The sequence below is a fragment of the Paracoccus simplex genome (assembly GCF_042648325.1).
Taxonomy (GTDB): Bacteria; Pseudomonadota; Alphaproteobacteria; order Rhodobacterales; family Rhodobacteraceae; genus Paracoccus; species Paracoccus simplex.
Genome location: NZ_JBHRXE010000063.1, coordinates 33,150 through 58,870 on the forward strand (window position 1 = coordinate 33,150; position 25,721 = coordinate 58,870).

Consider the following 25,721-nt stretch of genomic DNA (forward strand, 5'->3'; position numbering starts at 1 on the left):
ACCATGCGCCCAAGCCGGCGGCCGCGTCCATAAGACAAACGTATCGGGTGATTTTCCCCGCCCGGGCCCGGGTGCTTTGCCGGGTTGGCGCTGGCGCTTTTGCCCGCCATGATACCGGGGGGAGGAAAGCCATGAAAGGCAGAATCATCATACTTTCGGCTGGGTTGGCCTTGGCGGGCCCGGCGCTTGCGCAGGACTCCGCCGCCGGCGGGGCGCAGACCGTGCGCGCCGCGGTGCTGCGTGTGGACGTGCCGCGCCTGCCGCCGATCTCGCGGCTGGACACCCGCGCCGAGGATCTGGGTTTTGCCGGCGCCCGGCTTGCCATCGAGGACAACGACACCACCGGCCGCTTCATGGGCCAGGATTTCGAGGCGCTGGAGGTCGCCGCCACGCCCGAGACCGCCCCGGCCGAGATGGACAAGCTGCTGGCCCAGGGGGTTCCCTTCATCGTCACCCTGGCCGGTGATGCCGATACCCTGGCGCTGGCCGATCAGGCCGGCGACCGGGCGCTGGTGCTGAACGCCGGGGCGCGCGGCGATGCGCTGCGCGGCAAGGATTGCCGGATCAACGTCATCCATACCGCGCCCAGCCACGCCATGCTGGCCGATGCGCTGGCGCAGTTCCTGATGTGGAAGAAATGGCCGGACTGGTTCCTGATCGCCGGCAGCCACCCCGAGGACGTGGCGCTGGCCGATGCCTATCGCCGGGCCGCGACCAAGTTCGGCGCCAAAATCGTCGAGACCCGCACCTATGAGGATACCGGCGGCAGCCGGCGCAGCGACAGCGGCCATGTCCAGGTGCAAAAGCAGATGCCGGTCTTTACCCAGCGCGCGCCGGACCATGATGTGCTGATCGCCGCGGACGAGAACGACGTCTTCGCCAACTGGCTGCCCTATGAGACCTGGGATCCGCGCCCGGTCGCCGGCTCGGCCGGGCTGGTGCCGCGCAGCTGGGCGCCCTCGCTGGAAGCCTGGGGCGCGACGCAGTTCCAGAACCGTTTCGAGGAGCTTGCCGGCCGCCCGATGCGCGAGGAGGATTATCAGGTCTGGCTTGCCCTGCGCATGATCGGCGAAGCCGCGACGCGCATGCAAAGCACCGAACCCGCCAAGCTCAAGGAATTCATGCTGTCCGAGACTTTCGAGGTGGCGGGCTTCAAGGGCCAGAAGCTGACGATCCGCGACTGGGATCACCAGCTGCGCCAGCCAATCCTGCTGGCGACGCCGACCGTGACCGCCTCGGTCAGCCCGCAGGACCAGTATCTGCATCAAAGCTCGGCGCTGGATACCTTGGGCATCGACCGTCCCGAAACCGAATGCAAATTCTGAGGTGAACGATGAAAGCTGCAACCGCCGTCCTGACCTCGGCCCTGTGCCTGGGTTTCGCGCTGCCGGCCGCCGCCAACCGGGTCTTCGTCAGCAACGAAAAGGGCAATGACGTCACCGTGCTCGACAGCGAGACGCTGGAGGTGATCGGCACCTATCCGGTCGGCGCCCGCCCGCGCGGCATCACCATCAGCCCCGACGGGAAAGAGCTTTACGTCTGCGCCTCGGATGACGATCTGGTGCGGGTGTTCAACCCCGAGACCATGGAGGAAACCCACACCCTGCCCTCGGGCCCCGACCCCGAGCTGTTCGTGCTGCACCCCTCGGGCAACCCGCTCTATATCGCCAACGAGGACGACAACCTGGTCACCGTGGTCGACACCCAGACCCACAAGATGCTGGCCGAAATCCCGGTCGGCGTCGAACCCGAAGGCATGGGCGTCAGCCCCGACGGCAAGGTGGTGATCAACACGTCGGAAACCACCAACATGGCGCATTTCATCGACAGCGAGAGCTTCGAGATCTTCGCCAATGTGCTGGTCGATTCCCGCCCGCGCTTCGCGCAATACAACGATGCCGGGACCAAGCTCTATGTCAGCTCGGAAATCGGCGGCACGGTCAGCGTCATCGACCCGGCGAGCCAGCAGATCACCAGGAAGATCAGCTTCGAGATCCCCGGCGTCCTGCCCGAGGCGATCCAGCCGGTCGGCGTGCGGGTGACCAAGGACGGCAAGAAGGTCTTCGTCGCGCTGGGCCCGGCGAACCGCGTCGCGGTGATCAATGGCGAGACCGACGAGGTCGAGGACTACCTGCTGGTCGGCCAGCGCGTCTGGCAGATGGCCTTCACCCCGGACGAGAAATACCTGTTCACCACCAACGGCAATTCCAACGATGTCTCGGTGATCGACGTGGCCGCGAACAAGGTCGTCAAATCCGTCCCCGTGGGCCAGCAGCCCTGGGGCGTCGTCGTCGCGCCGAACTGACCGCATCCAGAGGGAGGAGAGAACCACATGGCCCGTTTGCTGACCGTCCTGCTGATCATCGCAGGCCTTGCCGCACCCGCCGCCGCGCAGGAGCAGAAACCCGAACCCAAGCCCGAGACCGCCGCCGAGGCGCCGGCTGACGCCCCGGCCGAGGCCGATGGCGACGAGGAAGGCGAGGAAGAGGAGGGGGGCGGGACCGCCACCGATGCAGGCGTGCACGAGGCCGGCGCCAAGTTCGACTACGGCTTCTCGGGGATGCTGGCGCGCGACAACCGCACCCAGCTGGCGCCGCTGACGCTGGCCTCGGGCAAGCCGGTGGCGACGGCGGAATACAAGCTGAAATCCGGCGGCTTCTACCGCATCGACATCAATGCGGACGGCAGCCAGGAGCTGGCGCTGTCGGGTGGCGACTTCTTCCGCGCCATCTGGATCAATGAGGTGGTGATCAACGATATCGAGATCCGGCCGATGGGCGTGCATTCGCTGGAATTCGACGATGCCGGCACCGCGACGATCAGCTTCGTCGCCATCGTTCCGGGCCGCTACACGCTGTCGATCCCCGGCTCGCACGGGGAAACCCAGCAGGCCGTATTCAACATCCAGTAAGAAAGGGGGGCGGAGTCGGCTCCGCCCTGCCAGATGCCGCAGGACGCGCTTTCCATCCAGAATGTCAGCCACAGCTTCGGCCGCGTCGCCGCGCTGAAGGACGTGTCGCTGGCCGTGCCGCGCGGCGGCTTCACCGCGCTTCTGGGCGTGAACGGCGCCGGCAAGACCACGCTGTTCTCGCTGATCACCCGGCTTTACGACAACACCTCGGGCCGGATCGAGGTCGCCGGCCACGACCTGCGGCGCGAGCCGGGCGCGGCGCTGGCGCGGCTGGGGGTGGTGTTCCAGTCCCGGGCGCTGGATGCCGACCTGACCGTGGCGCAGAACCTGGACTATCACGCCGCGCTGCACGGCATTCCCCGGCGCGAGGCCCGGGCCCGCGCCGCCGAGGTGCTGGCTCAGGTCGGCCTGTCGGACCGGCTGGACGCGCGGGTCTCGGCGCTGTCGGGCGGCCAGAGCCGCCGGGCCGAGATCGCCCGCGCCCTGATCCACCGCCCCCAGATCCTGCTTCTGGACGAGCCGACGGTCGGCCTTGACGTGAAATCCCGCGCCGAGGTGGTGGCGCTGACCCGCGCGCTGACGCGCGGCGGGGTCTCGGCGCTTTGGGCCACGCATATCCTGGACGAGATCCGCCCCGAGGACGGGCTGGTGATCCTGCACAAGGGCCAGGTGCTGGCCAGCGGCCATGCCGGCGCCATCGGCGGCGACGACCTGACCGCCGCTTTCCTGCGCCTGACCGGAGAGCAGGCATGAGCGCGCCTGATCCCACCGGGCCCCGCCTGACGCCGCGCATGTGGCTGACCGCCTTCCTGGGCATCGCCCGGCGCGAGACCCTGCGCTTCGTCAACCAGCGCGGCCGCTTCCTGGCGGCGCTGGTCCGGCCGCTGGTCTGGCTTTTCATCTTCGCCGCCGGGTTCCGGGCGGTGCTGGGCCTGTCGATCACGCCGCCCTACCAGACCTATGTGCTTTACGAGGTCTATGTGACCCCCGGCCTTTGCGCGATGATCCAGCTGTTCAACGGCATGCAGTCGTCGCTGTCGATGGTCTACGACCGCGAGACCGGGGCGATGCGCACCCTGCTGGTCAGCCCGTTTCCGCGCTGGTTCCTCTTGGCCAGCAAGCTGGTGGCGGGGGTGATCGTCTCGATCATCCAGGTCTATACCTTCCTGGCCATCGCCTGGTTCTGGGATGTCGAGCCGCCGCCCATCGGCTATCTGGCCGTGCTGCCGGCGCTGCTGCTTTCGGGGCTGATGCTGGGGGCGATGGGGCTGTTCCTGTCTTCGGCCATCCGGCAGCTGGAGAATTTCGCCGGGGTGATGAATTTCGTGATCTTCCCGATGTTCTTCGCCTCGACGGCGCTTTACCCGCTGTGGCGGATGAACGAAAGCTCGACGCTGCTGCACGACATCTGCGCGGCCAATCCCTTCACCCATGCGGTTGAGTTGATCCGATTTGCCCTTTACGGACGCTTCGATCTTCTGTCCTTTTCGGTGGTGTCGGGTTGCCTGATCCTGTTCTTTGCGGGGGCCGTATTCATGTATGATCCGGCCAAGGGGCTCTGGGCCCGGCGAAAGGGGGGAGCATGAGATACCTGGTTCTGGCGCTTTGCCTTGCCGTGACGGCGACGGCGACGGCGGCGCGGGCGGAAAGCGGCACCGATCCCGACTGGCCCTGCGTGCAGCGCAAGCAGCCGCATCTGTCGCTGGGCCAGATGTGGTCCGGGCCCGAGCCGGACGAGACCGCGCGCGAACTGGCCCGCACGCCCGAGATCGCGGCGCTGGCCGACCGGCTGGAACAGCGCCGTCTGCCGCTGGCCGAGGCCGAGGCCGAGATCGCCGAATTCGCCAAGAGCGCCGACAACCGGCAGTTGACCGCGCTGATGGTGGCGATCTTCGACCGGATCGACCCGCATCGCGCCGCGCTGATCGCGGGGATCGCGCGCTATGGCAACAAGCAGGTGGATCTGGCAAAGCGCATCCAGGGTCACCGCGACAAGATGGAGACGATGCAGAAGGCCGAGGCGCCCGATTTCGATGCCATCGACGCCGAGGAACAGCAGCTCGACTGGGATACCCGCATTTTCCAGGACCGCCAGCAGGCGCTGACCTATGTCTGCGAGACGCCGGTGATCCTGGAGCAGCGGGTCTTTGCCCTGGCCCGCGCCATCGCCGCGGGGCTGCAATGACCCTGCCGCCCGCCGTGATCCTGGCCGGGGGCCTGTCCACCCGCATGGGCGGCGGCAACAAGGCGCTGCGGATGTTGGCGGGCGAGACCCTGCTGGCGCGGGTGATCGCGCGCATCGGCCCGCAATGCGGCGCGCTGGCGATCAACGCCAACGGCGACCCGGAACAGTTCGCCGCCTATGGCCTGCCGGTGATCGCGGACGGTTTCGCGGGCTTTGCCGGGCCGCTGGCCGGCGTGCTGGCCGGCATGGACTGGGCGGCGGCCGCGGGCGCCGAAAGCGTGGTCAGCGTCAGCGTCGACACGCCCTTCCTGCCCGAGGATCTGGTGCACCGGCTGCGCGAGGCCAGGGGCCGCAGCGGCCTTGCCATCGCCGCCAGCCCCGACGAAAGCGGGCGGCTGCGCGACCATCCGACCTGCGGGCTGTGGCCGGTGGCGCTGGCCGGCGCGTTGCGGGCGGCGCTGGAATCCGGCCTGCACCGCATCGGCCAGTTCGCCGCCGCCTATGATCCGGGCCGGGCGGTCTTCGACAGCCGGCCGGTGGACCCGTTCCTGAACCTGAACACGCCCGAGGATCTGGCCCGCGCCGCCCGGCTGGCCTAGACGCCGTAGCGGCGCAGCAGCTGGTGCAGGGCCATCGCGACCGCCCGGGCAAAGATCACCGTCATCACCGACAGCACCAGCAGCGCGGCGAAGACCAGGTCGGTCTTCATCCGGCCATTGGCATGGATCATCAGTGCGCCCAGGCCGCGGGCGCCGCCGACCCATTCGCCGATCACCGCGCCGATCGGCGCATAGACCGCCGCCAGCCGCAGCCCGGTGGCGAGGCCCGGCAGCGCCGCCGGGATGCGCAGGTGGCGCATGATGCGGATGCGGCCGGCGCCCATGATCCGGGCCAGGTCCAGCGCCGCCTGCGGCGTGCGCATCAACCCGTCCAGAAAGGCGCTGGCCACCGGGAAGAACACGATCAACACCGTCATGGCGATCTTGGGCGCCATGCCGAAGCCCAGCCACAGCGTCAGGATCGGCGCCAGGGCGAAGACCGGGATGGTCTGGCTGAAGGTCAGGATCGGCCGCAAGACGCCGGTCAGCTTCTGCGAAAACCCCATCGCCACCGCCAGGCCCGCGCCGAGGGCCGAGCCGAGCGCGAAGCCCAGCACCACCTCGGCCAGGGTGAAGCCAGCATGGCGGGCGATCTCGGCCCGGTTCAGCCACAGCGATTCCGCCACCGCGGCGGGCGAGGGCAGCAGAAAGGGCGGCATGCCCGCCAGCCAGATCACGCCCTGCCAAAGCGCCAGCACGGTCAGGATCAGCGCGGCAACGGTCCTCATGCCATCATCCCCCGCATCAGCTCGGCCTGCAGCGCCAGGACTTCGGGCGCGTCATAGGGGCGGGCGGCGGCTTGCGGGCGCGGTATCGGGACCGGCCATTCGCTCAGCCCCTGTTCGCGCAGCAGCAGGATGCGGTCGCCCAGCCGCGCCGCCTCGGCCGGGTCGTGGGTGACCAGCAGCACCGTGCGGCCTTCCAGCAGCCTTGCCGCCAGATCCTGCATCTGCGCCCGGGTGCGGGCGTCGAGCGCCGAGAACGGCTCGTCGAGCAGCACCAGCGGCCGGTCCTCGAACAGGGTGCGGGCCAGGGCGGCGCGCTGGCGCTGGCCGCCGGACAGGTTGGCGGGCAGGTGATGGGCGCGGTCGGCCAGGCCCACGGCCGCGATCAGCGCCGCGGCGCGGGCGGCGGGGTCGGCCCGGGGCTCCGTCCCGCGCCGCGGCGTCCCATCGACGGGGCTGCCGCGGCGTCCCCCGGGGTATTGCGGCAACGAAGACGCCCGCAACGTGCCGCGCAGCCGCGCGCCCAGGGTGACATTGCCGGTCACGTCCAGCCAGGGGATCAGGCCGGGATCCTGCGCCATCAGCGCCACGGGCTGGTCGCGCGTCACTTCGCCCTGGAAGCGGGCGCCGGTCTCCAGCCCGGCGATCAGCCGCAGGATGGTGGATTTTCCGACACCCGAAGGGCCCAGCAGGCAGGTCCAGCCCGCGCCGTCCAGCCGCAGGTCGACCGGGGCGAAAAGCGGCGCCCCGCCGACCCAGGCGCGGCCGCGGACCGAGGCCGCGGCGGCGGTCATGTGCCGCCCAGTTCCCAGAAGGCGACCTCGAGCCGGGTGGCGGTGGCGAAACGATCCGACAGCGCGGCCCAGCGGGGGCTTTCCTCGGGGGTCGCACCCAGCCGCTTGCGGATGGCGCTGTCCAGAAGCGCCCCGGCCGAGACGCAGGCGGCCTGGTATTCGGCACCGGCATAGGTGTCGATCCATTCGCGATAGGGCGTGTCCGGCGCCGCCTCGGCCGCCAGCCGCAGCCCGATCTCGCCATAGCCCAGCACGCAGGGCATCAGCGCCGCCAGCAGGTCGAGGAAATCGCCGGAATAGCCGGATTCGAGCACATAGCGGGTATAGGCGATGTTGGTGATCGCCTCTTGCGCATTGGCCAGCACCTCGGGGCCCATGCCGGCGCGGGCGCAGGTCTGCACATGCAGGCCCATCTCGTGATCCAGAAGCGTGTGGACGGTGGCGGAACAGGCCCGCATCTCGTCGAGATCGCCGGCCTTGACCACCGCGAGCGCCCAGGCGCGCGAGAAGTTCTGCAGGAACAGGTAATCCTGCACCAGATAGGTCAGGAAGCCGGATTGCGGCAGCGTACCGTCGCGCAGACCCTCGACGAAGGCGTGGCGGGTATAGGCGTCCCAGTCGGGCTGGGCCGCCGCCCGCCAAACCGCGAAGGCGTGGCCATAGCCGCTCATTCCGCCGCTCCCATGTCCGCCGCTCCCACGTCCAGCGCCAGATCCGAGACCGGCAGCACGCTGTCGATCAGCCCGGCGTCATGCAGGAATTGCTCGAACCGGGCATAGCGGCCCTGGTCGAGCGCCGCCGGCGATTGCGAGAAGCGCGGCAGGGTCTCCTTCCAGGCCTCGGCGTTCAGCTCGTCCTTCAGGTCGGGCGCGGTGGCCGAGAACAGCGCCCAAGATTCGTCGGGATGGTTGACCATGTATTGCGCGCCGCGTTCGACCGCATGCAGCAGCCGGCGGGTGCGGTCCAGGTCCAGATTGGCCGGGTTGACGATGAAGATGAGCTCGTCATAGGTCGGCACGCCCTGTTCCTCGACGAAGAAGCATTTGCCCTCGGCCCCTTCCAGCCGCATCTGCGTCAGCTCGAAATTGCGATAGGCGCCGATGGTGGCATCGACCTGGCCGGCGATCAGCGCCGGCGAAAGCGACCAGTTCACGTTGATCATCTCGACATCGTCCATGGTCAGGCCGGCGGTCCCGAGGATCTGGCCGACCAGCGCCTCTTCGACGCCCGAGACGGAATAGCCGATCTTCTTGCCCTTGAGGTCGGCGATCTCTTGCACCGGGCCGTCGGCCTTGACCATCAGGCAGTTCAGCGGCGTCGCGACCAGCGTGCCGACGCGCTTCAGCGGCAGGCCCTCATGCACCTGCAGGTGCAATTGCGGCTGGTAGCTGATGGCGTAATCGGCCTTGCCGGCGGCGACCAGTTTCGGCGGGTCCGAGGGATCGGCGGGGGCGACGACCTCGACCTCCAGCCCCTCGTCCTTGAAGAAGCCCTTCTCCTGGGCGACGATGATCGGGGCATGGTCGGGGTTCACGAACCAGTCCAGGATCAGCGTGACCTTGTCCTGGGCCAGGGCGGGCTGGGCCAGCAGGGCGAAGGCGGCGGCAAGGGTCAGATGTTTCATCGGTCGTCGTCTCCAAGGGCTAGAAGGGTGATCTCGCCGTCCCAGCGGCGGGAAAGCGCGTCGGCGGCACGCCAGGAGCGCAGGCCGGAACGGCAGGCCAGCACCACGCGCTGGCCGGGTTCGGGCAGGGGGCCGGTGGCGCCGTAGCCGGGGATGCGCAGCGCCTGCGGCGTGGCCTTGCGCGGCGCCTCGTCCTCGGGGCGCAGGTCGATGACCAGATCGGCCGCGCCGATCTCGTCGCGGGCGATGAAGCGCGGGCCGGTCGCCTCGGGCGCGGCGTCGAAGCGGAACTGGGTGAAGCGGCCATTGTCGAAGCGGACGAACTCGCCCAGCGGCGAGGGGGTGGTGCCCAGAAGCAGCCGCAGCGCCATCTGCGCCTGGATGCAGCCGAGCATCCCCACCACCGGGCCCAGCACGCCGGCGGTGGCGCAGGTCTGGCCGCTGTCGGGCGGGTCGGGGAACAGCGCGCGCAGGCTGGGGGCGCCCCCGCGCCGCTTGTCACCGCAGAAGCCGCCGACATAGCCCGCAAGCCCCAGCGCCGAGGCCGAGACCAGCGGCTTGCCCGCCGCCAGGCAGGCATCCGAAAGCGTGTAGCTGGCGGCGTAGCTGTCGGCGCAATCCAGAACCACATCCGCCGCCGCCGCCAGCGCCGGCGCGTTCAGGGGGGTCAGGCGGTCGGCCAGCGCCTCGATCTCCACCGCAGGGTTCAGCCGGGCCACGGCCTGCGCGGCGGCGCGGACCTTGGGCAGGCCGACATCCTTCATGCGGTAAAGCGGCTGGCGGTGCAGGTTGGTTTCCTCGACCGTGTCGGGATCGACCAGGGTGATGCGGCCGATGCCGCTGCCTGCCAGGTATTGCAGCACCGGCACGCCCAGCCCACCGGCGCCGACGATCAGCGCATGGGCGGCACCGATGCGTTCCTGCCCCTCGGCGCCGATCTCGGGCAGGACCATCTGCCGGACATAGCGGTTCATGCCACCACCCGCAGCCATTCGCGGATGCGGCCCTCGGGGTCGGGGTTGAGCGTGATGTCGGTCACCGCCGAGGCCAGGTCGGCGCCGGCGGCGAAGGCTTCGCGGGCGCGCTCGGGGGTGACGCCGCCGATGGCGACCAGGGGCGTCGCGCCGACCAGCTTGCGCCATTCGCGCACCCGGTCCAGCCCCTGCTGTTCCCATTTCATCTTCTTCAGGATCGTCGGCCAGACCGGCCCCAGCGCGATGTAATCCGGCTTCAGCGCCAGCGCCCGGTCCAGCTCGGCATGGTCGTGGGTCGAGACGCCCAGCCGCAGCCCCGCCCGGCGGATCGCCGGCAGGTCGGCCGTGTCCAGATCCTCCTGCCCCAGATGGATGAAGTCGCAGCCCAGGTCGATGGCGGCCTGCCAGTGGTCGTTGACGACCAGCGTGGCGCCGTGTTCGCGGCACAGTTCCTGGCACAGCGCCAGCTCGCCCAGAAGCCGGGCCGGCGGCTGATCCTTGATGCGGATCTGCACCAGCTTCACGCCCAGCGGCAGGGCGCGGTGCAGCCAGTCGCTGCTGTCGAAGATCGGGTAAAAGCGCGGCAATCTCATCCCAGCACCGCCATGCCGAAAAGGGGGGTCGAGGGCGCGGCCATGTCGCGGGCCTCGATCGGGTTGGCGCCATGCGCCAGTTGCCCGGCCTCGATCGCCAGGGCCATGGCCCGGGCCATGGCCACCGGATCGCCGGCCTTGGCGACGGCGGTGTTCAGCAGCACCGCGTCATAGCCCAGCTCCATCGCCTGCGCCGCGTGGCTGGGCAGGCCGATGCCGGCATCCACCACCAGCGGCACATCGGGGAAATGCGCCCTGAGGCTGCGAAGGCCATAGGGGTTGTTCAGCCCCCGGCCCGAGCCGATGGGCGCGCCCCAGGGCATCAGCACCGCGCAGCCCGCATCCAGCAGCCGGCCGCAGACCGACAGGTCCTCGGTGCAATAGGGAAACACCTGGAAGCCGTCTTCGGACAGCAGCCGCGCCGCCTCGACCAGCGCCATCACGTCGGGGCAGAGCGTGTCGTCGTCGCGGATGACTTCCAGCTTGATCCAGGGGGTCCCGAACAGCTCGCGCGCCATCTGCGCGGTCGTCACCGCCTCGCGCACCGAATGGCAGCCGGCGGTATTGGGCAGGACGGGGACGCCCAGCTCCTTGATAAGCCGGTGGAAATCCTGCCCGGCGCCGCCTTCGCGCCGCAGGCTGACCGTGGCGATGCCGGCGCCCGAGGCGCGGAACGCCTGCGCCATGATGGCGGGCGACGGGTATTGCGCCGTGCCCAGCATCAGCGGGCTTGCGACTTCGGTTCCGTAAAAGACCGGCATTTCAGCCCCCCTGCATCGGCGCCACGACTTCCAGCGCGTCGCCATCCTTCAGCGTGGTTGCGGGCCGGGCGGCGGCGGGCAGGAAGGCGCCGTTCAGCGCCGTCGCCACCTTGGCCGCGCCCAGACCGATCTCGGCCAGCGCGTCCTGCACGGTCGGGCCGGTCAGGTCGCGCGCCGCTCCGTTAAGGGTGATCTTCATCCATGAACTCCGGTTTCCGGCCCTCGATAAGGTAGTCGGCGGCCATGCGGGCCACGGCGGGGGCCAGAAGATAGCCGTGGCGGTAAAGGCCGTTTGCGTAAAGCGTGTCGCCGCGCCGGCGCAGGCGGGGCAGGTTGTCGGGAAAGGCCGGTCGCGCATCCGAGCCGAGCTCCAGGATCTCGGCCTCGGCAAAGCCGGGATGCAGGGCATAGGCGGCAGAGAGCATCTCGACCGCCGAGCGGGCGGTGACGCGATACTTGCCGCCCGTCTCCAGCATGGTGGCGCCGATCATGTAGACGCCATCCCCTCGCGGAACAAGATATAGGGGGATGCGCGGATGCAGCAGGCGGATGGTGCGGGTCAGCGTCACCTCGGGGCAGCGGATCACCAGCATCTCGCCGCGCACGCCGCGCAGGTCGGGAAGCTGGTCGCGGGCGGCCAGGCCGCGGGCATCGACCACCATGCCGGCGGGCGTGCCCTCGGTTTCGATGCGGATGCCCTGCGCCTCGAGCCGGTCGCGCAGGGCCAGCAGCGCGGCGCGCGGGTTCAGATGCGCCTCGGTGGCGAAATGCAGCCCGCGCGGGAAGCGGCCGGCCAGTTCCGGCTCGAGCGTCGCGATGTCGTCGCCGCTCACCGGCCGATGCGTCTGGGTCAGGCGGGCGAAGCGGTCGAGTTCCGCCCGATCGCGCGACGGCGCCAGCACCAGCGTGCCGCGGCGGATGACCTCGGCGCCCTGCGCCTGCCACCAATCGGCGGCGTCGAGGCCGAGCCGCAGCACCACCGGTTCGGCGCTTTCGGCCTCGCAATAGGGCGCCAGCATGCCGCCGGCGCGCCAGCTGCAGGCCTGCGAGCCGGGTTTGCCGGCCGGGTCGATGATCCGGGGCAGGGTGCCGCGCGCCGCCAGTTCGGTGGCGATACACAGCCCCATCACCCCGGCGCCCAGAATGGTGATCGCAGTCATGTCCGTCTCCAGAGCGCGTGGAAATGATGCACCGGGCCATGGCCCAGCCCCACCGACAGCTCATCGGCGGCGGCGATGGCGCCTTGCAGCCAGCCATGGGCGCGGGTCACGGCATCGGGCACCGTCATGCCCTGCGCCAGCCCCGCCGCGATGGCCGAGGACAGCGAGCAGCCGGTGCCGTGGGTGTTGTGGGTCTGCTGGCGCGGCGCGGTCAGGACCAGCGGCTGCGGCCCGACCAGCAGGTCGGTGCAGGTATCCTCGGTCGCGTGGCCGCCCTTCATCAGCACATGGGCCGCACCGAGGGCGCGGAGCGCCTCGCCCTGCCGGCGCATCGCTTCGGGCGTCGCGGCGGGATCGCGCCCCAGAAGCTGCGCCGCCTCGGGCAGGTTCGGGGTCAGCACCGTCGCCAGCGGGATCAGCTGCTCGCGCAGCGCCGCGACCGCTGCCTCGGCCAAGAGCGCGTCGCCGGATTTCGCCACCATCACCGGGTCCAGCACCACCGGCACCGGGTTGTCGGCCAGCAGCGCCGCCAGCCGGTCGGCGACGACTGTGATCACATCCGCGCCGCCGACCATGCCGATCTTGACGGCGCGCACCTCGAGATCGCCGAAAACCGCGTCGATCTGCGCCGCGACCATGGCGGGGCTGACCGCCTCGACCGCCGCGACGGTGCGGGTGTTCTGCGCGGTGATCGCTGTGATCACAGAGGCGCCATAGACGCCGAGGGCCGAGAAGCTTTTCAGGTCGGCCTGGATTCCGGCGCCGCCGCCGCTGTCCGAGCCGGCGATGGTCAGCGCGATGGGATAGGGCTGCAATCCCGACATGGCCCGCCTTTCATGCGCCGGGCTGCCGGGCGTCGGGAAAGGGGACGGGTGGCGGCCGATGCACGGGTTCTGCCGCGACACTCTACCCTTCCCTCCGCCGGCATGACCCGGATCAGGTTCGATGGGTCGGTGCCCGGCACCTCTCAGCCCCGTCGCGGGACTCCCCAAGTGTATAAGTCGTGCGCGGGACACTAGGCCTTGGCCGCCGGCTTTGCAAGGGCCGGTTCCGGTCGGCCGGTTCCAGTCGGCGGGTCAGTCGCGGCCGAACAGGTCGCGGGTGTAAACCTTGTCCCGCACGTCGGCCAGCTCGGGCGACTGGCGGTTGGCGATGATCAGGTCGGCCCGGGCCTTGAAGGCGTCCAGGTCGCGCACCACCGGGCTGTTGAAGAAATCCTCGCCGGTCAGCACGGGTTCGTAGACGATGCAGGGGATGCCCCTGGCCTTGATCCGCTTCATGATGCCCTGGATCGAGCTGTCGCGGTAATTGTCGGAACCCGCCTTCATCACCAGCCGATAGACGCCGACCAGCCGGGGCTTGCGGGCGATGATCTGCTCGGCGATGAAATCCTTGCGGGTGCGGTTGCTGTCCACCACCGCCGCGATCAGGCTTTGCGGCACCTGGTCGTAATTGGCCAGCAATTGCTTGGTGTCCTTGGGCAGGCAGTAGCCGCCATAGCCGAAGCTGGGATTGTTGTAATGGTCGCCGATGCGCGGGTCGAGGCCGACGCCCTCGATGATCTCGCGCGGGTCGAGACCGCGCGCCACGGCATAGCTGTCCAGCTCGTTGAAATAGGCGACGCGCATGGCAAGGTAGGTGTTCGAGAACAGCTTGATCGCCTCGGCCTCGGTCGAGCCGGTGAACAGCACCGGCATGTCCTTGCGGATCGCGCCCTCGGCCAGCAGCTCGGCCAGCCGCTGCGCCGCCGGGCCGTGGTCGCCGACCACGATGCGCGAGGGATGCAGGTTGTCGTAAAGCGCCCGCCCCTCGCGCAGGAATTCGGGCGAGAACAGGATGCCCGCATGGCCGGTCTCGTCCCGCATGCGCTGGGTGAAGCCCACCGGCACGGTGGACTTGACGACGATGGTGGCTTGCGGCGCGTGGCGGCGGGCCAGTGCGATCACGCTTTCGACGCTGGAAGTGTCGAAGCGGTTCGAGCGCGAATCGTAATTCGTCGGCGTGGCGATGATGACGAATTCCGCCCCCGCCAGCGCCTCGGCCGCGTCGTCGGTCGCGCGCAGCTTCAGCGGTTTCCCGGCCAGCCAGGCCGAGATGTCGGCATCCTCGATGGGCGAGCGGCCCCCGTTCACCTGGGCCACCCGGGCGGCGTCCACATCCAGCGCCATGACCTGGTGATGCTGCGCCAGCAGCACGGCGACCGACATGCCCACATAGCCCAGCCCGGCAACCGCAATCGTCATCTGTTCCGCCTTCCTGCGTTTCGCACCGGCTTAGCACGGGTTACGGCCCTGCAGAAGCGGGTGCGTGCCCGGCCGGCAGATCGGCGCCTTTGTCATGGATCGTGCGGCCTTTCCCGATTAGATGGCGGCAGCAGAGCCGAAGGCGAGGAAAGGCAAGCGATGAAACACGTGATCTTCGACCTGGGCGGGGTGCTGATCGACTGGGATCCGGCCCTGGCCTTTGCCGATGTCTTCACCGACCGGGCGGCGGCCGAGGCCTGGATGGAGCGCATCGGCTTCCCGGCCTGGAACCGGCTGCAGGATGGCGGGCGCAGTTTTGCCGCGGGGCTGGCCGCCGCCCGCGCCGAACATGGCGACGCGGCGCGGCATCTCGAAGGCTATCTGGCGGGGTTCCCCCTGACCATCGAGAAGACCATCCCGGGCAGCTGGGAGATCGCCGAGGCGTTGCTGGCGCGCAATGTCGCGCTTTACGCCATCACCAACTGGGCGGCCGAAACCTGGCCCCATGCGCTGGAGCTGCATCCGCGCCTGGGCAGCCTTTTCGCCGATATCGTGGTGTCGGGTCAGGTCGGCGCCCTGAAGCCGGCGCCGGCGATCTTTCGGTTGCTGATGGACCGAAACGGGCTGCTGCCGGCGGACTGCATCTTTGTCGATGACAGCCCCGCCAATGTCGAGGGCGCCCGGGCGCTGGGCATGGACGGCATCCATTTCACCGACGCCGAGGCGCTGGGCGCCGAACTGGCCCGGCGCGGGCTGTTCTAGGCGCCGCGGCCGCTGTCAGCGAACTGTAAGCCAGGGGCCTATAAGTCGCCGGGACCGCGCTGTCCCGGCAGCCGCGGCCTGCCTGCGGGCGGAAAAGACGACCAACTGAGGGAAACCCCGCGTGACGCTTGTCATAACCCTGTCCTCGATCCCGTCTCGCTTCGCCGAGCTGGGGCCCACCCTGCGCTCGGTGCTGAACCAGCAGGTGCCGCCCGACCAGGTGCGGCTGTACATTCCCCGGCGCTATCGCCGCTTTCCGGACTGGGACGGCGCCTTGCCCGAGGTGCCGCGCGGCGTCAGCATCCACCGCACCGACGAGGATTTCGGCCCTGCCACCAAGATCCTGCCGGCGGTGCGCGATTTCGCCGGCCAGGATTGCGAGCTGCTGCTTTGCGACGACGACCGCATCTATGACCGCGGCTGGACCGCACGCTTCCTGGCCGCGCGGCGCGCGCATCCCGATTGCGTCATCGCCGAGGCGGGCGGCTTCGTTCCCGGCCATGAAGGCACGGTCCAGCCCCGCGCCCTGCCGCGCCGCAAGGGTTGGGGATACCGGCTGCTGCGGCTGGCGACGCTGGGCCTGCGCAAGCCCGCGCCCTGGCTGGGCTCGGGTCATGTCGATATCTTCAAGGGCTATGGCGGCGCCATGCTGCGCCCGGCATTCATGCCCGACAGCGCCTTCGACATTCCCGAGTTGCTGTGGACCGTCGACGATCCCTGGCTGTCGGGCAACCTGGCGCTGAACGGGGTCAGGATCTGGCTGAACGCCGAGGGCATCACCCCGGGCGAGCGCCGGGTGGCCCGTTGCGACGCGCTGCTGCATTTTTCCTGGCAGGGCAAGGGCCGCGGCCCGGCCAATGGCGCCTGCTACGATTGGTTCCGCCAGAATCGCGGCATCTGGGGGCCGGCGGGCGCCGCCCCCTAGCCGACCAGCTTGGCGACGTGGCGCAGCGCCAGCAGGTAGCCGTGGATGCCGAAGCCGGCGATCACCCCCTCGGCGCGCAGGCTGACATAGGAATGGTGCCGGAAGCTTTCGCGCTTGTGGACGTTCGAGATATGCACCTCGATCACCGGCCCGTCGAAGGTGTTCAGCGCGTCGAGGATCGCGACCGAAGTATGGGTGAAGGCGGCCGGGTTGATGACGATGGCCTGGGCCTTCAGCCGCGCCTGGTGGATCAGGTCGATGATGGCCCCTTCGTGGTTCGACTGGTGGAAGGCGATGTCGAGCCCCAGCTCGGCCCCCAGCGCCTTGCAGTCGCGCTCCACGTCGGCCAGCGTGGTGCTGCCGTAGATCTCGGGCTGGCGCTGGCCCAAGAGGTTCAGGTTCGGGCCGTTCAGGACAAAGACGGTGGGCATGGCATTCTCCGCAAGGATCGGGGCAATCTAGCCCAGTTCGGCCAGAAAGATATAGCCCGCGCCGTAGATCGTCTTGATCAGGCGCGGGTTTTTCGGATCCTCGCCCAGCTTGGTGCGCAGGCGCGAGATGCGCACGTCCATCGCCCGGTCGAAACTTTCGCCCGCCGTGCCGCCCAGCGTCTCCAGCATCTGCGCGCGCGAGATCAGCCGGCGCGGATTGTCGAGAAACAGCCGCAGCACCTCGGCCTCGGCATGGGAGATCGGCGTCTCGGCGCCCTCGGGCGAGGTCAGGGTGTAGCGGTCGAAATCCGCCGCCCAGCCGGCAAAGCGGATCTGCTGGCGGCCGGGGCCGGTCTCGCGCTGCGGCTTGCGCAGGCGGGCGCGGATGCGGGCCACCACCTCGGCCGGCTCGAAGGGCTTGATGATGTAGTCGTCGGCGCCCAGTTCGAGGCCCGTCACCCGGTCCTGCACCTGCGCCCGGCCCGAGATGATGATGATCGCCGCGCCGGATTCGCTGGCCAGCCGGTGCACCAGCGCCAGCCCGTCGCGGTCGGGCAGCCCCAGGTCGATCAGGCAGGCATCGGGCTGGATGCGGCGCAGCGCCGCCTCGAATTCGGTGGCGCGGGCGAAGCCCACGGTGCGGAAGCCCGCCTCCTCCAGCGCGGCGGACAGCAGGCGGCGGATTTCGGGCTCGTCGTCGAGGATGGCGATCAGGGGGGCGTCAGTCATCGGTCTCTGCCATGGCCACGGCCAGTTCGGTGTCGCCAAAGGGCTTGGTCAGGACCGGCCCGTCAAGCCCCGATCTGCGCGGATCGCCCGGCGGCAGCGCCGTCATCAGGATCAGCGGCAGGCCGCGGCCCCGCAGATCGGCGCCCGAACCGTCGCCCAGTTGCAGGTCGGACAGGATCAGCGTCAGGCCGGGAAGATCGGTCAACCCGCGCGCCTCGGACAGCGAGCCGGCCTCGATCACCGAATGGCCCTGGGCGGTCAGCATCTCGCGGATATGGGCGCGGATGGCGTCGTCATCCTCGACCAGCAACACCAGATGCGGGCGGACGGCGCGCAGCGGCAGGCGGATGGTGACCCGCGCGCCACCGGCCTCGGCGTTGGACAGCCGCAATGTGCCGCCCGACAGCTTGATCTGGTCATAGACCATCGACAGGCCCAGGCCGGTGCCGCGGCTGCCCTTGGTGGTGAAGAAGGGCTCGGTGGCCCGCGCCAGCGCCACGGCCGAGAAGCCGGGGCCGGTATCGGTGACCGCGATTTCCAGCCAGCGCCCGGCGGGCCGGATCTCGACGGTGATCCGGCCCCGGCCCTGCATGGCGTCGCGGGCGTTCAGGATCAGGTTGAGCAGCGCGTCCTGCAGCGCGCCGGGATCCAGCATCACCCGCGCCGGCAGCTCGCCGATGCGGCTGTCCAGCGCCACGCCCGCGCCCAGCGTCGGCCGGGTCATCGCCGCCAGATCGTCCAGCATGGCGCGCAGCCCGACCGGCTGCGGCTGGTGCTCGCGCCGTCCGGTCAGCGCCGCCATGCCGTCGAGCAGCCGCACCCCGCGCCGGGCGGCGGCCAGCGTCGCCTGCACGTCCTCGGCCTGTTCCGGCGGCAGCTCGGCGCGGGCCAGCCGGCCCTGCAGGCCCAGGATGATGGTCAGCAGGTTGCCGAAATCATGCGCCAGCCCCGAGGTCATCTGCGCCGCCACCGCACGCTTCGCCGCATGGGTCAGCGCCTCGCGCGCCTGCACCTCGGCGGTGACGTCGGTGGACAGGATATAGACGCCGCGGCCGTTCTGGTCCGGGGTCAGCGCGATGCGGATGCGCCGGCCCGATGGCGGGTGGGTGATCTCGAACACCTGCGGCTGGCCGGCGATGGCGCGATCCAGATGCGGGCGGATGCGGGCGAAGGTCTCGGCCCCCAGCACCGTTTCGCATTGCCGGCCGATGATCGAGGCGTCTGAGCCGGGAAACACCATCGAGATCTGGTTGTTCGAGAAGGTATAGCGATAGTCGCGATCCATATGCGCGATATGGGCCGGGACCATGGCGGTGACATGGCGGGTGCGCGCCTCGGATTCGGTCAGGATGCGCTTGGCCTCCTCCAGCGCGGCATTGGTCGCGGCCAGCGCCCGGTTCGCGGCCGACAGCCGCTCGGCATGGTCCAGCACCAGTTCCGACAGCTCCTCGGAGCGGGCGCGCAGCAGTTCCTCCTGCCGCTTGATCTGGGTGATGTCGGTATAGACCGCGATCCAGCCGCCCTGCGACAGCGGCGCCCCCTCGACCGAGATCCAGCGACCGTCGGCGCGCTTCCTTTCCATGTAATGCGGCTGGAAGGTGCGGGCCTGGTCGACGCGCTCGCGGATCGCGGATTCGGGGTCGTCCTGCGGCCCGTATTCGCCGCGATGCACCAGGTAGCGGATGGTGTCCTGGAAGCTGGCGCCGGGCCGGGTCAGTTCGTCCGGCAGGCCGAACATCGCCTGATAGGGACGGTTGCAGACCGCCAGTCGCAACTCGGCGTCGAAGATCGAGATCGCCTGCTGGATCAGGTTCAGTCCCGAACGCGTCAGTTCGGCGTGCCGGTCGTTCGAGGGCATCTCCAATCCTGGCATTGCGCGGTCCCTGTAACAATTCGTAGGATTCGGGAAAAACTGACGCAAGAATTGCCGCTGTAAGCTGTGATTGCCAGAGGGAAGAGGAGTCCGGACGGCAAGGGGAGGAACCATGCAGAACGCTGAGGCGGCCCAGGCCGGTTTGCAGTCTATCCCAGCGTTGCTGGCGCGCAATGCCGAACGGTTCGGCAACCGGCCGGCCTATCGGGAAAAGGAATTCGGGATCTGGCAAAGCTGGACCTGGGCCGAGGCCGCGGCCGAGATCCGCGATCTGGCGCTGGGCTTCCTGGTGCTGGGGCTGAACCGGGGCGATCATGTCGCCATCATCGGCCGCAACCGCCCGGCGCATTACTGGGCCATGGTCGCGGCGCAGATGTGCGGCGCGGTGCCGGTGCCGCTGTATCAGGACGCGGTGGCCGACGAGATGGCCTATGTGCTGGACCATTGCGGCGCCCGCTTCGTCATCTGCGGCGACCAGGAACAGGTGGACAAGGTGCTGGAGGTGGGCGAACGCGCCCCCTCGGTCGAGCATATCGTCTATACCGACAAGCGCGGCATGCGGAAATACGACCATTCCCACATGAACGCGCTGACCGACGTGCAGGCCGAGGGCCGCGCCGCCGCGCAGCGTCTGGGCCATGAGGTGGACGCGCGCATCGCCGCGTTGGGCTATGACGATACCTGCGTGATGCTGTATACCTCGGGCACCACCGGCAAGCCCAAGGGCGTGGTGCTGTCGAACCGCAACATCATCGAGACCGGCCGCAACACCGCCACCTTCGACCATCTGACCGAGCGCGAGGAAGTGCTGGCCTATCTGCCGATGGCCTGGGTCGGCGACTTCATCTTCTCGGTCGGGCAGGCCTATTGGGCCGGCTTCACCGTGAACTGCCCCGAAGGCGCGCATACGATGATGACCGACCTGCGCGAGATCGGCCCGACCTATTTCTTCGCCCCGCCCCGCGTCTTCGAGGGCCAGCTGACCTCGGTGATGATCCGCATGGAGGATGCCGGCCGCATCAAGCGCTGGCTGTTCCGGCATTTCATGGAGGTCGCGCGCCGCGTCGGCCCGGCGCTGCTGGACGGCCGGCCGGTCGGCGGACCGGACCGGCTGCGCTATGCCTTGGGCAATCTGCTGGTCTATGGCCCGCTGAAGAACACCCTGGGCTATTCCCGCATCCGAGTGGGCTATACGGCGGGCGAGGCGATCGGTCCCGAGATCTTCGATTTCTACCGCAGCCTCGGCATCAACCTGAAGCAGCTCTACGGCCAGACCGAGGCCTCGGTCTTCATCACCCAGCAGCCGGACGGGCAGGTGCGCTCGGACACCGTCGGCGTGCCCTCGCCCGGGGTGGAGCTGAGGATCGCCGAGAATGGCGAGGTCTTCTATCGCTCGCCCGGCACTTTCGTGGAATATTACAACAATCCCGACAGCACCGCCTCGACCAAGGATGCCGAGGGCTGGGTGGCGACCGGCGACGCCGGCTTCTTCGAGGAAGGCTCGGGCCATCTGCGCATCATCGACCGCGCCAAGGATGTGGGCCGCATGGCCGACGGCCGGATGTTCGCGCCGAAATATGTCGAGAACAAGCTGAAATTCTATCCCAACATCCTGGAGGCGGTGGTCTTTGGCGCCGGGCGCGGCATGTGCACCGCCTTCATCAACATCGACCTGACCGCGGTCGGCAACTGGGCCGAGCGCAACAATATCGCCTATGCCAGCTATCAGGAACTGGCCGGCCATCCGCAGGTCTATGCCACGATCAAGGACCATGTCGAGGCGGTGAACGAATCCATCGCCCAGGATCCGATGCTCTCGGGTTGCCAGATCAGCCGCTTCCTGGTGTTGCACAAGGAACTGGACCCCGATGATGGCGAGATGACCCGCACCCGCAAGGTGCGCCGCAACATCATCGCCGAGAAATATGCCGACCTGATCGCGGCGCTTTATGACGGGCGCGACACGGTCAGCACCCGCACCGAGGTGACCTACGAGGACGGCCGCAAGGGCGAGATCCGTGCGGTGGTGAAGATCGAGGACGCCCGGACCTTCCCGACCCAAACCATGCAGAAGGTGGCCGCGGAATGACCCAGACGACGACCACTTCCGATGGCCGCCAGATCGGCGGCGTGCTGATGGACCTGAAGAACATCACCCTGCGCTTCGGAGGCGTCACGGCGATCAAGGACATCAGCTTCGACATCCGCGAGGGCGAGATCCGCGCCATCATCGGCCCGAACGGCGCCGGGAAATCCTCGATGCTGAACGTGATCTCGGGCTTCTACGTCCCGCAGGAGGGCGAGATCTGGTTCCGCGGCGCACGGCGCGGTCCGATGAAGCCCTATGAGGTGGCGCGGCTGGGCATCGCCCGCACCTTCCAGAACATCGCGCTGTTCGACGGCATGTCGGTGCTCGACAACATCATGACCGGGCGGCTGAACATGATGAAGGCGCCGATCTGGAGCCAGGCGCTGTGGTGGGGCCGGGCCGAGCGCGAGGAGGTCGCCAACCGCGAGCAGGTCGAGAAGATCATCGACTTCCTCGAGATCCAGAACATCCGCAAGACCCCGGTCGGCCGGCTGCCCTATGGGCTGAAGAAGCGCGTGGAACTGGCCCGGGCGCTGGCGGCCGAGCCGAAGATCCTGCTGCTCGACGAGCCGATGGCCGGCATGAACGTCGAGGAGAAGGAGGACATGTGCCGCTTCATCCTGGACGTGAACGACGAATTCGGCACCACCATCGCGCTGATCGAGCATGACATGGGCGTGGTCATGGACCTGTCGGACCGGGTGGTGGTGATGGATTACGGCCGCAAGATCGGCGACGGCACCCCGGACGAGGTGCGCAGCAATCCCGAGGTCATCAGCGCCTATCTGGGCGTGGAACACGCATAGGGGGCGGGAATGGAGTTTCTTTACGCAAGCGAGATCCTGCTGAACGGCCTGATGGCCGGGGTGATGTATTCGCTGGTCGCCCTGGGCTTCGTGCTGATCTACAAGGCCTCGGGCGTCTTCAACTATGCCCAGGGGGTGATGGCGCTGTTCGCCGCCATGACGCTGGTGGGCATCATGGAGGGCCGGGTGCCTTTCGCGCATCTGATCAACGCCACCTTCGGCGTGCATGTCAGCAGCTTCGGCTGGACCGTGCCGGGGCTGTTCGCCATCGCGCTGACCGCGCTGATCATGGTCGGTCTTGCCATCGCCATCGAGAAGCTGGTGCTGAAGCACCTGGTCGGGCAGGAGCCGATCATCCTGTTCATGGCCACCATCGGCCTGGCCTGGTTCCTGGAGGGCCTGGGCGACGTGATGTGGGGGGCCGACGTCAAGGTGCTGGACGTGGGCCTGCCGCAGGGCATTTCCGAAACCGTCGAGACGGCGACGAACAACTGGCTGGGCTACGGCTTCTTCATCGACCGGCTGGACATCTGGGCCACCCTGATCGCGGCGGTGCTGGTGGCAGCGCTGGTCGGCTTCTCGCAATATACCAAGCAGGGCCGGGCGATGCGCGCCGTGGCCGACGACCACCAGGCGGCGCTGTCGGTGGGCATCAGCCTGCGCTTCATCTGGATCATGGTCTGGTCGATCGCCGGCTTCGTGGCGCTGGTCGCGGGCATCATGTGGGGCACCAAGTCCGGCGTGCAGTTCAGCCTGTCGCTGATCGCGCTGAAGGCGTTGCCGGTGCTGATGCTGGGCGGGTTCACCTCGATCCCCGGCGCCATCGTCGGCGGGCTGATCATCGGCATGGGCGAGAAGCTGTTCGAATATTTCGTCGGCCCGATGGTCGGCGGCGCGACCGAGAACTGGTTCGCCTATGTGCTGGCGCTGCTCTTCCTCGTGTTCCGGCCGCAGGGCCTGTTCGGCGAGCGCATCATCGAAAGGGTCTGACCATGGCGCGGGTCGAGGACTCGGGATCGGGTATTTGGAAAACGGTGACACATTCACCGTTTCACAAATACCCGAATGTCGGAACGCACAAGCCGGGAGGGGCGGATGTTTTACCGTGAGGCGGGCGACTTCAAGACGAGCTATCGCGACGATGGCCAGACCTTTCCGATCAGGCTGGATCGCTGGGGCTATTACGCGATCCTGGCCGTGGCCTTCCTGGTCGTGCCCTTGGTCATCGACAGCTACTGGGCCAACGCGGTGCTGGTGCCCTTCCTGATCTATGCCATCGCCGCCATCGGGCTGAACATCCTGACCGGCTATGCCGGGCAGGTCAGCCTGGGCACCGGCGGCTTCATGGCGGTGGGCGCCTATGCGGTCTACAAGCTGATGACCGCCTTTCCCGGCGTGCCGATCGTGATCCATGTCCTGCTGGCCGGGGCGATCACCGCGGTGGTGGGCATGCTTTTCGGCCTGCCCAGCCTGCGGATCAAGGGCTTCTACCTGGCGGTGGCGACGCTGGCGGCGCAGTTCTTCCTGGTCTGGCTGTTCAACAAGGTGCCGTGGTTCTACAACTATTCGGCTTCGGGACAGATCAACGCGCCGGAACGCACCATGTTCGGCTGGGCGGTGACCGGGCCCGCCACCACGGCTTCGGCGAAATACCTGGTCTGCCTGTGTTTCGCCGTGGCCCTGGCCTGGGTGGCGCGCAACCTGACCCGCGGCAGCGTGGGCCGCAAATGGATGGCGATCCGCGACATGGACATCGCGGCCGAGATCATCGGCGTGAACCCGCTGACCGCCAAGCTCTCGGCCTTTGCCGTTTCCAGTTTCTTCGTCGGCATCGCCGGGGCGCTGCTCTTTGCCGTCTATCTGGGCGCGGCCGAGGCCAGCGAGGCCTTCGGCATCAACAAGAGCTTCCTGATCCTGTTCATGGTCATCATCGGCGGCCTGGGCAGCATCTTCGGCAGCTTTGCCGGCGCCGCCTTCCTGGTGCTGCTGCCGGTGTTCCTGAAGAACGTGCTGGTGGCGCAGTTCGGCTGGCCGACCGATCTGGCCGCCCATATCGAACTGATGATCGTCGGCGCGCTGATCGTCTTCTTCCTGATCGTCGAGCCGCACGGGCTGGCGCGTCTCTGGGCGCTGACGAAGGAGAAGCTGCGGCTCTGGCCGTTTCCGCATTAACGACCGGACAACCGGCGCAACGAAACCCTTGGGGAGGAGACCAAGATGAAACTGAAACTTGCAACTGTCGCGCTGGGCGCCTTCATGGCGGCGGCGCCGGCCATGGCCGATCTGGTGGTGCCGAACCTCAGCTATCGCACCGGGCCCTATGGCGCCAACGGCACGCAATATGCCGACGGGTTCAACGACTATTTCACCCTGCTGAACGAGCGCGACGGCGGCATCGGCGGCGAGAAGATCCAGACCCCGGAATGCGAGACCGCCTACAATACCGAGAAGGGCGTCGAGTGCTACGAATCGACCAAGGGCTCGGGCGCGCTGGTCTATAACCCGCTGTCCACCGGCATCACCTATCAGCTGATCCCCAAGGTCTCGGCCGACAAGATCCCGCTTTACACGCCGGGCTATGGCCGCACCTCGGCCAAGAACGGCAAGGTCTTCGAATGGGTGTTCAACGCCCCGGCGAACTATTGGGACGGCGCCTCGGTGGCGATCAAGTATCTGCTGGAGCAGAACGGCGGCGATCTGAACGGCAAGAAGATCGCGCTGGTCTATCACAACTCGGCCTATGGCAAGGAGCCGATCCGCACCCTGCAGGACCTGTCGAAGAAACATGGCTTCACCCTGACCGAGCTGCCGGTCGACCCGCCGGGTCAGGAGCAGAAGAGCCAGTGGCTGCAGATCCGCCGCGACAAGCCGGATTACGTGCTGATGTGGGGCTGGGGCGTGATGAACCAGACCGCCATCCAGGAGGCCGCGAACATCCGCTTCCCGATGGAGAATTTCATCGGCATCTGGTGGTCCGGCTCCGAGGTTGACGTGCTGCCGGTGGGCGCCGTCGCCAACGGCTACAAATCGCTGACCTTCAACGGCGTCGGCACCGATTACCCGCTTTACGCCGACATGCAGAAATATGTCGTCGAGCCGGGCAAGGCCTCGCAGGACGGGCAGTTCGTCGGCTCGGCGCTGTATTCGCGCGGCATGTATGCCGCCGTGGTCATCGCCGAGGCGATCAGGAAGGCGCAGGAGCTGGCCGGCACCCCGAAGATCACCGCCGCGCAGCTGCGCGACGGCTTCGAGGCGCTGGACATCACCCCCGCGCGCCTGACCGAGATCGGGCTGCCGGACTTCGGCCCCGAGATCAAGATGAGCTGCGACAACCACGGCGGCAGCGGCATGGCCCGCCTGCAGCAATGGGACGCCTCGGCCAAGAAATGGAGCCTGATCACCGAATTCACCGCCCCCGATCAGGAAATCCTCGATCCGCTGATCCTCGAGGACAGCGAGGCCTATGCCAAGGAAGCCGGCATCACGCCGCGCTGCTGAACCCTTGCCCCGGCGGTGCGCTGCCGGGGCCCATCGACC

General features: G+C 68.4%; 28 protein-coding genes and 1 riboswitch. Of the genes, 14 read left to right on the forward strand and 14 right to left on the reverse strand.

What is annotated here, in order from left to right; all coding sequences use genetic code 11:
• Positions 1–131 precede the first annotated feature (131 nt).
• From ACFOMP_RS18845 to mobA, 7 genes are read left to right on the forward strand one after another with little or no spacing between them, the layout of a single operon-like run.
• Positions 132–1,325 carry an ABC transporter substrate-binding protein gene (locus tag ACFOMP_RS18845; protein WP_379033424.1) on the forward strand — a complete coding sequence of 398 codons (1,194 nt, stop codon included), beginning with the start codon at positions 132–134 and terminating at the stop codon, positions 1,323–1,325.
• A gap of 8 nt (positions 1,326–1,333) precedes the next feature.
• Positions 1,334–2,305, forward strand: coding sequence for a YVTN family beta-propeller repeat protein (locus ACFOMP_RS18850; RefSeq protein ID WP_019352292.1), 972 nt, complete (start codon positions 1,334–1,336; stop codon positions 2,303–2,305).
• Positions 2,306–2,332: 27 nt separating this feature from the next.
• Positions 2,333–2,911 carry a hypothetical protein gene (locus ACFOMP_RS18855; RefSeq protein WP_289894665.1) on the forward strand — a complete coding sequence of 193 codons (579 nt, stop codon included), beginning with the start codon at positions 2,333–2,335 and terminating at the stop codon, positions 2,909–2,911.
• Positions 2,912–2,944: 33 nt separating this feature from the next.
• On the forward strand, positions 2,945–3,664 hold the full coding sequence (locus ACFOMP_RS18860) for an ABC transporter ATP-binding protein (RefSeq protein WP_379033427.1): 720 nt from the start codon (positions 2,945–2,947) through the stop codon (positions 3,662–3,664).
• The gene (locus tag ACFOMP_RS18865; protein ID WP_289894667.1) at positions 3,661–4,497 is read left to right on the forward strand and encodes an ABC transporter permease; all 837 of its coding nucleotides are present in this window, start codon (positions 3,661–3,663) and stop codon (positions 4,495–4,497) included. Before ACFOMP_RS18860 ends, ACFOMP_RS18865 begins: the two co-directional genes overlap by 4 nt.
• Positions 4,494–5,096, forward strand: coding sequence for a hypothetical protein (locus ACFOMP_RS18870; protein WP_379033430.1), 603 nt, complete (start codon positions 4,494–4,496; stop codon positions 5,094–5,096). Before ACFOMP_RS18865 ends, ACFOMP_RS18870 begins: the two co-directional genes overlap by 4 nt.
• Positions 5,093–5,695: a molybdenum cofactor guanylyltransferase MobA gene (gene mobA / locus ACFOMP_RS18875; RefSeq protein ID WP_289894669.1), complete on the forward strand. Its 603-nt coding sequence runs from the start codon at positions 5,093–5,095 to the stop codon at positions 5,693–5,695. The genes ACFOMP_RS18870 and mobA overlap by 4 nt, the downstream gene beginning before the upstream one ends.
• Here mobA and ACFOMP_RS18880 read toward each other — a convergent pair.
• The 11 genes from ACFOMP_RS18880 to ACFOMP_RS18930 all read right to left on the reverse strand — a co-directional run bounded on the left by ACFOMP_RS18880 (position 5,692) and on the right by ACFOMP_RS18930 (position 14,569).
• Positions 5,692–6,423 (reverse strand): ABC transporter permease, encoded by a 732-nt coding sequence (locus ACFOMP_RS18880; RefSeq protein WP_379033433.1) that lies wholly within the window; start codon positions 6,421–6,423, stop codon positions 5,692–5,694. The genes mobA and ACFOMP_RS18880 overlap by 4 nt on opposite strands.
• On the reverse strand, positions 6,420–7,214 hold the full coding sequence (locus ACFOMP_RS18885) for an ABC transporter ATP-binding protein (protein ID WP_379033436.1): 795 nt from the start codon (positions 7,212–7,214) through the stop codon (positions 6,420–6,422). The genes ACFOMP_RS18880 and ACFOMP_RS18885 overlap by 4 nt, the downstream gene beginning before the upstream one ends.
• On the reverse strand, positions 7,211–7,885 hold the full coding sequence (locus ACFOMP_RS18890; RefSeq protein WP_379033439.1) for a TenA family protein: 675 nt from the start codon (positions 7,883–7,885) through the stop codon (positions 7,211–7,213). Before ACFOMP_RS18890 ends, ACFOMP_RS18885 begins: the two co-directional genes overlap by 4 nt.
• Positions 7,882–8,838, reverse strand: a complete 957-nt coding sequence (locus ACFOMP_RS18895; protein ID WP_379033442.1) for an ABC transporter substrate-binding protein — start codon at positions 8,836–8,838, stop codon at positions 7,882–7,884. The genes ACFOMP_RS18890 and ACFOMP_RS18895 overlap by 4 nt, the downstream gene beginning before the upstream one ends.
• Entirely contained in the window at positions 8,835–9,812 is a 978-nt protein-coding gene (locus tag ACFOMP_RS18900; RefSeq protein ID WP_379033445.1) for a ThiF family adenylyltransferase, read from the reverse strand. Before ACFOMP_RS18900 ends, ACFOMP_RS18895 begins: the two co-directional genes overlap by 4 nt.
• Positions 9,809–10,405, reverse strand: a complete 597-nt coding sequence (locus ACFOMP_RS18905) for a thiamine phosphate synthase (RefSeq protein ID WP_289894675.1) — start codon at positions 10,403–10,405, stop codon at positions 9,809–9,811. Before ACFOMP_RS18905 ends, ACFOMP_RS18900 begins: the two co-directional genes overlap by 4 nt.
• On the reverse strand, positions 10,402–11,166 hold the full coding sequence (locus ACFOMP_RS18910) for a thiazole synthase (protein ID WP_379033449.1): 765 nt from the start codon (positions 11,164–11,166) through the stop codon (positions 10,402–10,404). Before ACFOMP_RS18910 ends, ACFOMP_RS18905 begins: the two co-directional genes overlap by 4 nt.
• Before the next feature lies 1 nt (position 11,167).
• The gene (thiS, locus tag ACFOMP_RS18915) at positions 11,168–11,365 is read right to left on the reverse strand and encodes a sulfur carrier protein ThiS (RefSeq protein ID WP_024842860.1); all 198 of its coding nucleotides are present in this window, start codon (positions 11,363–11,365) and stop codon (positions 11,168–11,170) included.
• Positions 11,349–12,326 (reverse strand): FAD-dependent oxidoreductase, encoded by a 978-nt coding sequence (locus tag ACFOMP_RS18920; protein WP_289894677.1) that lies wholly within the window; start codon positions 12,324–12,326, stop codon positions 11,349–11,351. Before ACFOMP_RS18920 ends, thiS begins: the two co-directional genes overlap by 17 nt.
• Complete coding sequence (gene thiD / locus ACFOMP_RS18925; protein ID WP_289894678.1) at positions 12,323–13,150, reverse strand: bifunctional hydroxymethylpyrimidine kinase/phosphomethylpyrimidine kinase; 828 nt, start codon at positions 13,148–13,150, stop codon at positions 12,323–12,325. Before thiD ends, ACFOMP_RS18920 begins: the two co-directional genes overlap by 4 nt.
• A gap of 72 nt (positions 13,151–13,222) precedes the next feature.
• A riboswitch (TPP riboswitch) is annotated at positions 13,223–13,327 on the reverse strand.
• 75 nt (positions 13,328–13,402) lie between these two features.
• Complete coding sequence (locus ACFOMP_RS18930; RefSeq protein WP_289894679.1) at positions 13,403–14,569, reverse strand: nucleotide sugar dehydrogenase; 1,167 nt, start codon at positions 14,567–14,569, stop codon at positions 13,403–13,405.
• A 159-nt stretch (positions 14,570–14,728) separates the two neighbouring features.
• On the opposite strand from ACFOMP_RS18930, the gene ACFOMP_RS18935 reads away from it, so the two are divergent.
• Positions 14,729–15,331, forward strand: coding sequence for an HAD family hydrolase (locus ACFOMP_RS18935; RefSeq protein WP_379033454.1), 603 nt, complete (start codon positions 14,729–14,731; stop codon positions 15,329–15,331).
• Between the two features lie 121 nt (positions 15,332–15,452).
• Positions 15,453–16,256, forward strand: coding sequence for a glycosyltransferase family 2 protein (locus tag ACFOMP_RS18940; RefSeq protein ID WP_379033457.1), 804 nt, complete (start codon positions 15,453–15,455; stop codon positions 16,254–16,256).
• Here ACFOMP_RS18940 and aroQ read toward each other — a convergent pair.
• The 3 genes from aroQ to ACFOMP_RS18955 are packed head-to-tail and all read right to left on the reverse strand — an operon-like array spanning position 16,253 to position 19,289.
• Entirely contained in the window at positions 16,253–16,687 is a 435-nt protein-coding gene (gene aroQ / locus ACFOMP_RS18945; protein ID WP_379033460.1) for a type II 3-dehydroquinate dehydratase, read from the reverse strand. The genes ACFOMP_RS18940 and aroQ overlap by 4 nt on opposite strands.
• A 27-nt stretch (positions 16,688–16,714) precedes the next feature.
• Positions 16,715–17,416 carry a response regulator transcription factor gene (locus tag ACFOMP_RS18950; protein ID WP_289894683.1) on the reverse strand — a complete coding sequence of 234 codons (702 nt, stop codon included), beginning with the start codon at positions 17,414–17,416 and terminating at the stop codon, positions 16,715–16,717.
• Positions 17,409–19,289, reverse strand: coding sequence for a PAS-domain containing protein (locus ACFOMP_RS18955; RefSeq protein ID WP_379033463.1), 1,881 nt, complete (start codon positions 19,287–19,289; stop codon positions 17,409–17,411). The genes ACFOMP_RS18950 and ACFOMP_RS18955 overlap by 8 nt, the downstream gene beginning before the upstream one ends.
• A 112-nt stretch (positions 19,290–19,401) precedes the next feature.
• Between ACFOMP_RS18955 and ACFOMP_RS18960 the strand changes: the two genes are divergently transcribed.
• From ACFOMP_RS18960 to ACFOMP_RS18980, 5 genes are all read left to right on the forward strand, one after another.
• Complete coding sequence (locus ACFOMP_RS18960) at positions 19,402–21,378, forward strand: AMP-binding protein (RefSeq protein ID WP_379033466.1); 1,977 nt, start codon at positions 19,402–19,404, stop codon at positions 21,376–21,378.
• Positions 21,375–22,184 carry an ABC transporter ATP-binding protein gene (locus ACFOMP_RS18965; RefSeq protein WP_289894686.1) on the forward strand — a complete coding sequence of 270 codons (810 nt, stop codon included), beginning with the start codon at positions 21,375–21,377 and terminating at the stop codon, positions 22,182–22,184. The genes ACFOMP_RS18960 and ACFOMP_RS18965 overlap by 4 nt, the downstream gene beginning before the upstream one ends.
• A gap of 9 nt (positions 22,185–22,193) precedes the next feature.
• A complete protein-coding gene (locus ACFOMP_RS18970; RefSeq protein WP_289894687.1) occupies positions 22,194–23,174 on the forward strand; it encodes a branched-chain amino acid ABC transporter permease in 981 nt (326 codons plus the stop codon).
• 105 nt (positions 23,175–23,279) lie between these two features.
• Positions 23,280–24,356: a branched-chain amino acid ABC transporter permease gene (locus ACFOMP_RS18975; protein WP_289894688.1), complete on the forward strand. Its 1,077-nt coding sequence runs from the start codon at positions 23,280–23,282 to the stop codon at positions 24,354–24,356.
• A 45-nt stretch (positions 24,357–24,401) separates the two neighbouring features.
• A complete protein-coding gene (locus ACFOMP_RS18980; RefSeq protein WP_019351309.1) occupies positions 24,402–25,682 on the forward strand; it encodes an ABC transporter substrate-binding protein in 1,281 nt (426 codons plus the stop codon).
• The last annotated feature ends 39 nt before the right edge of the window (positions 25,683–25,721 follow it).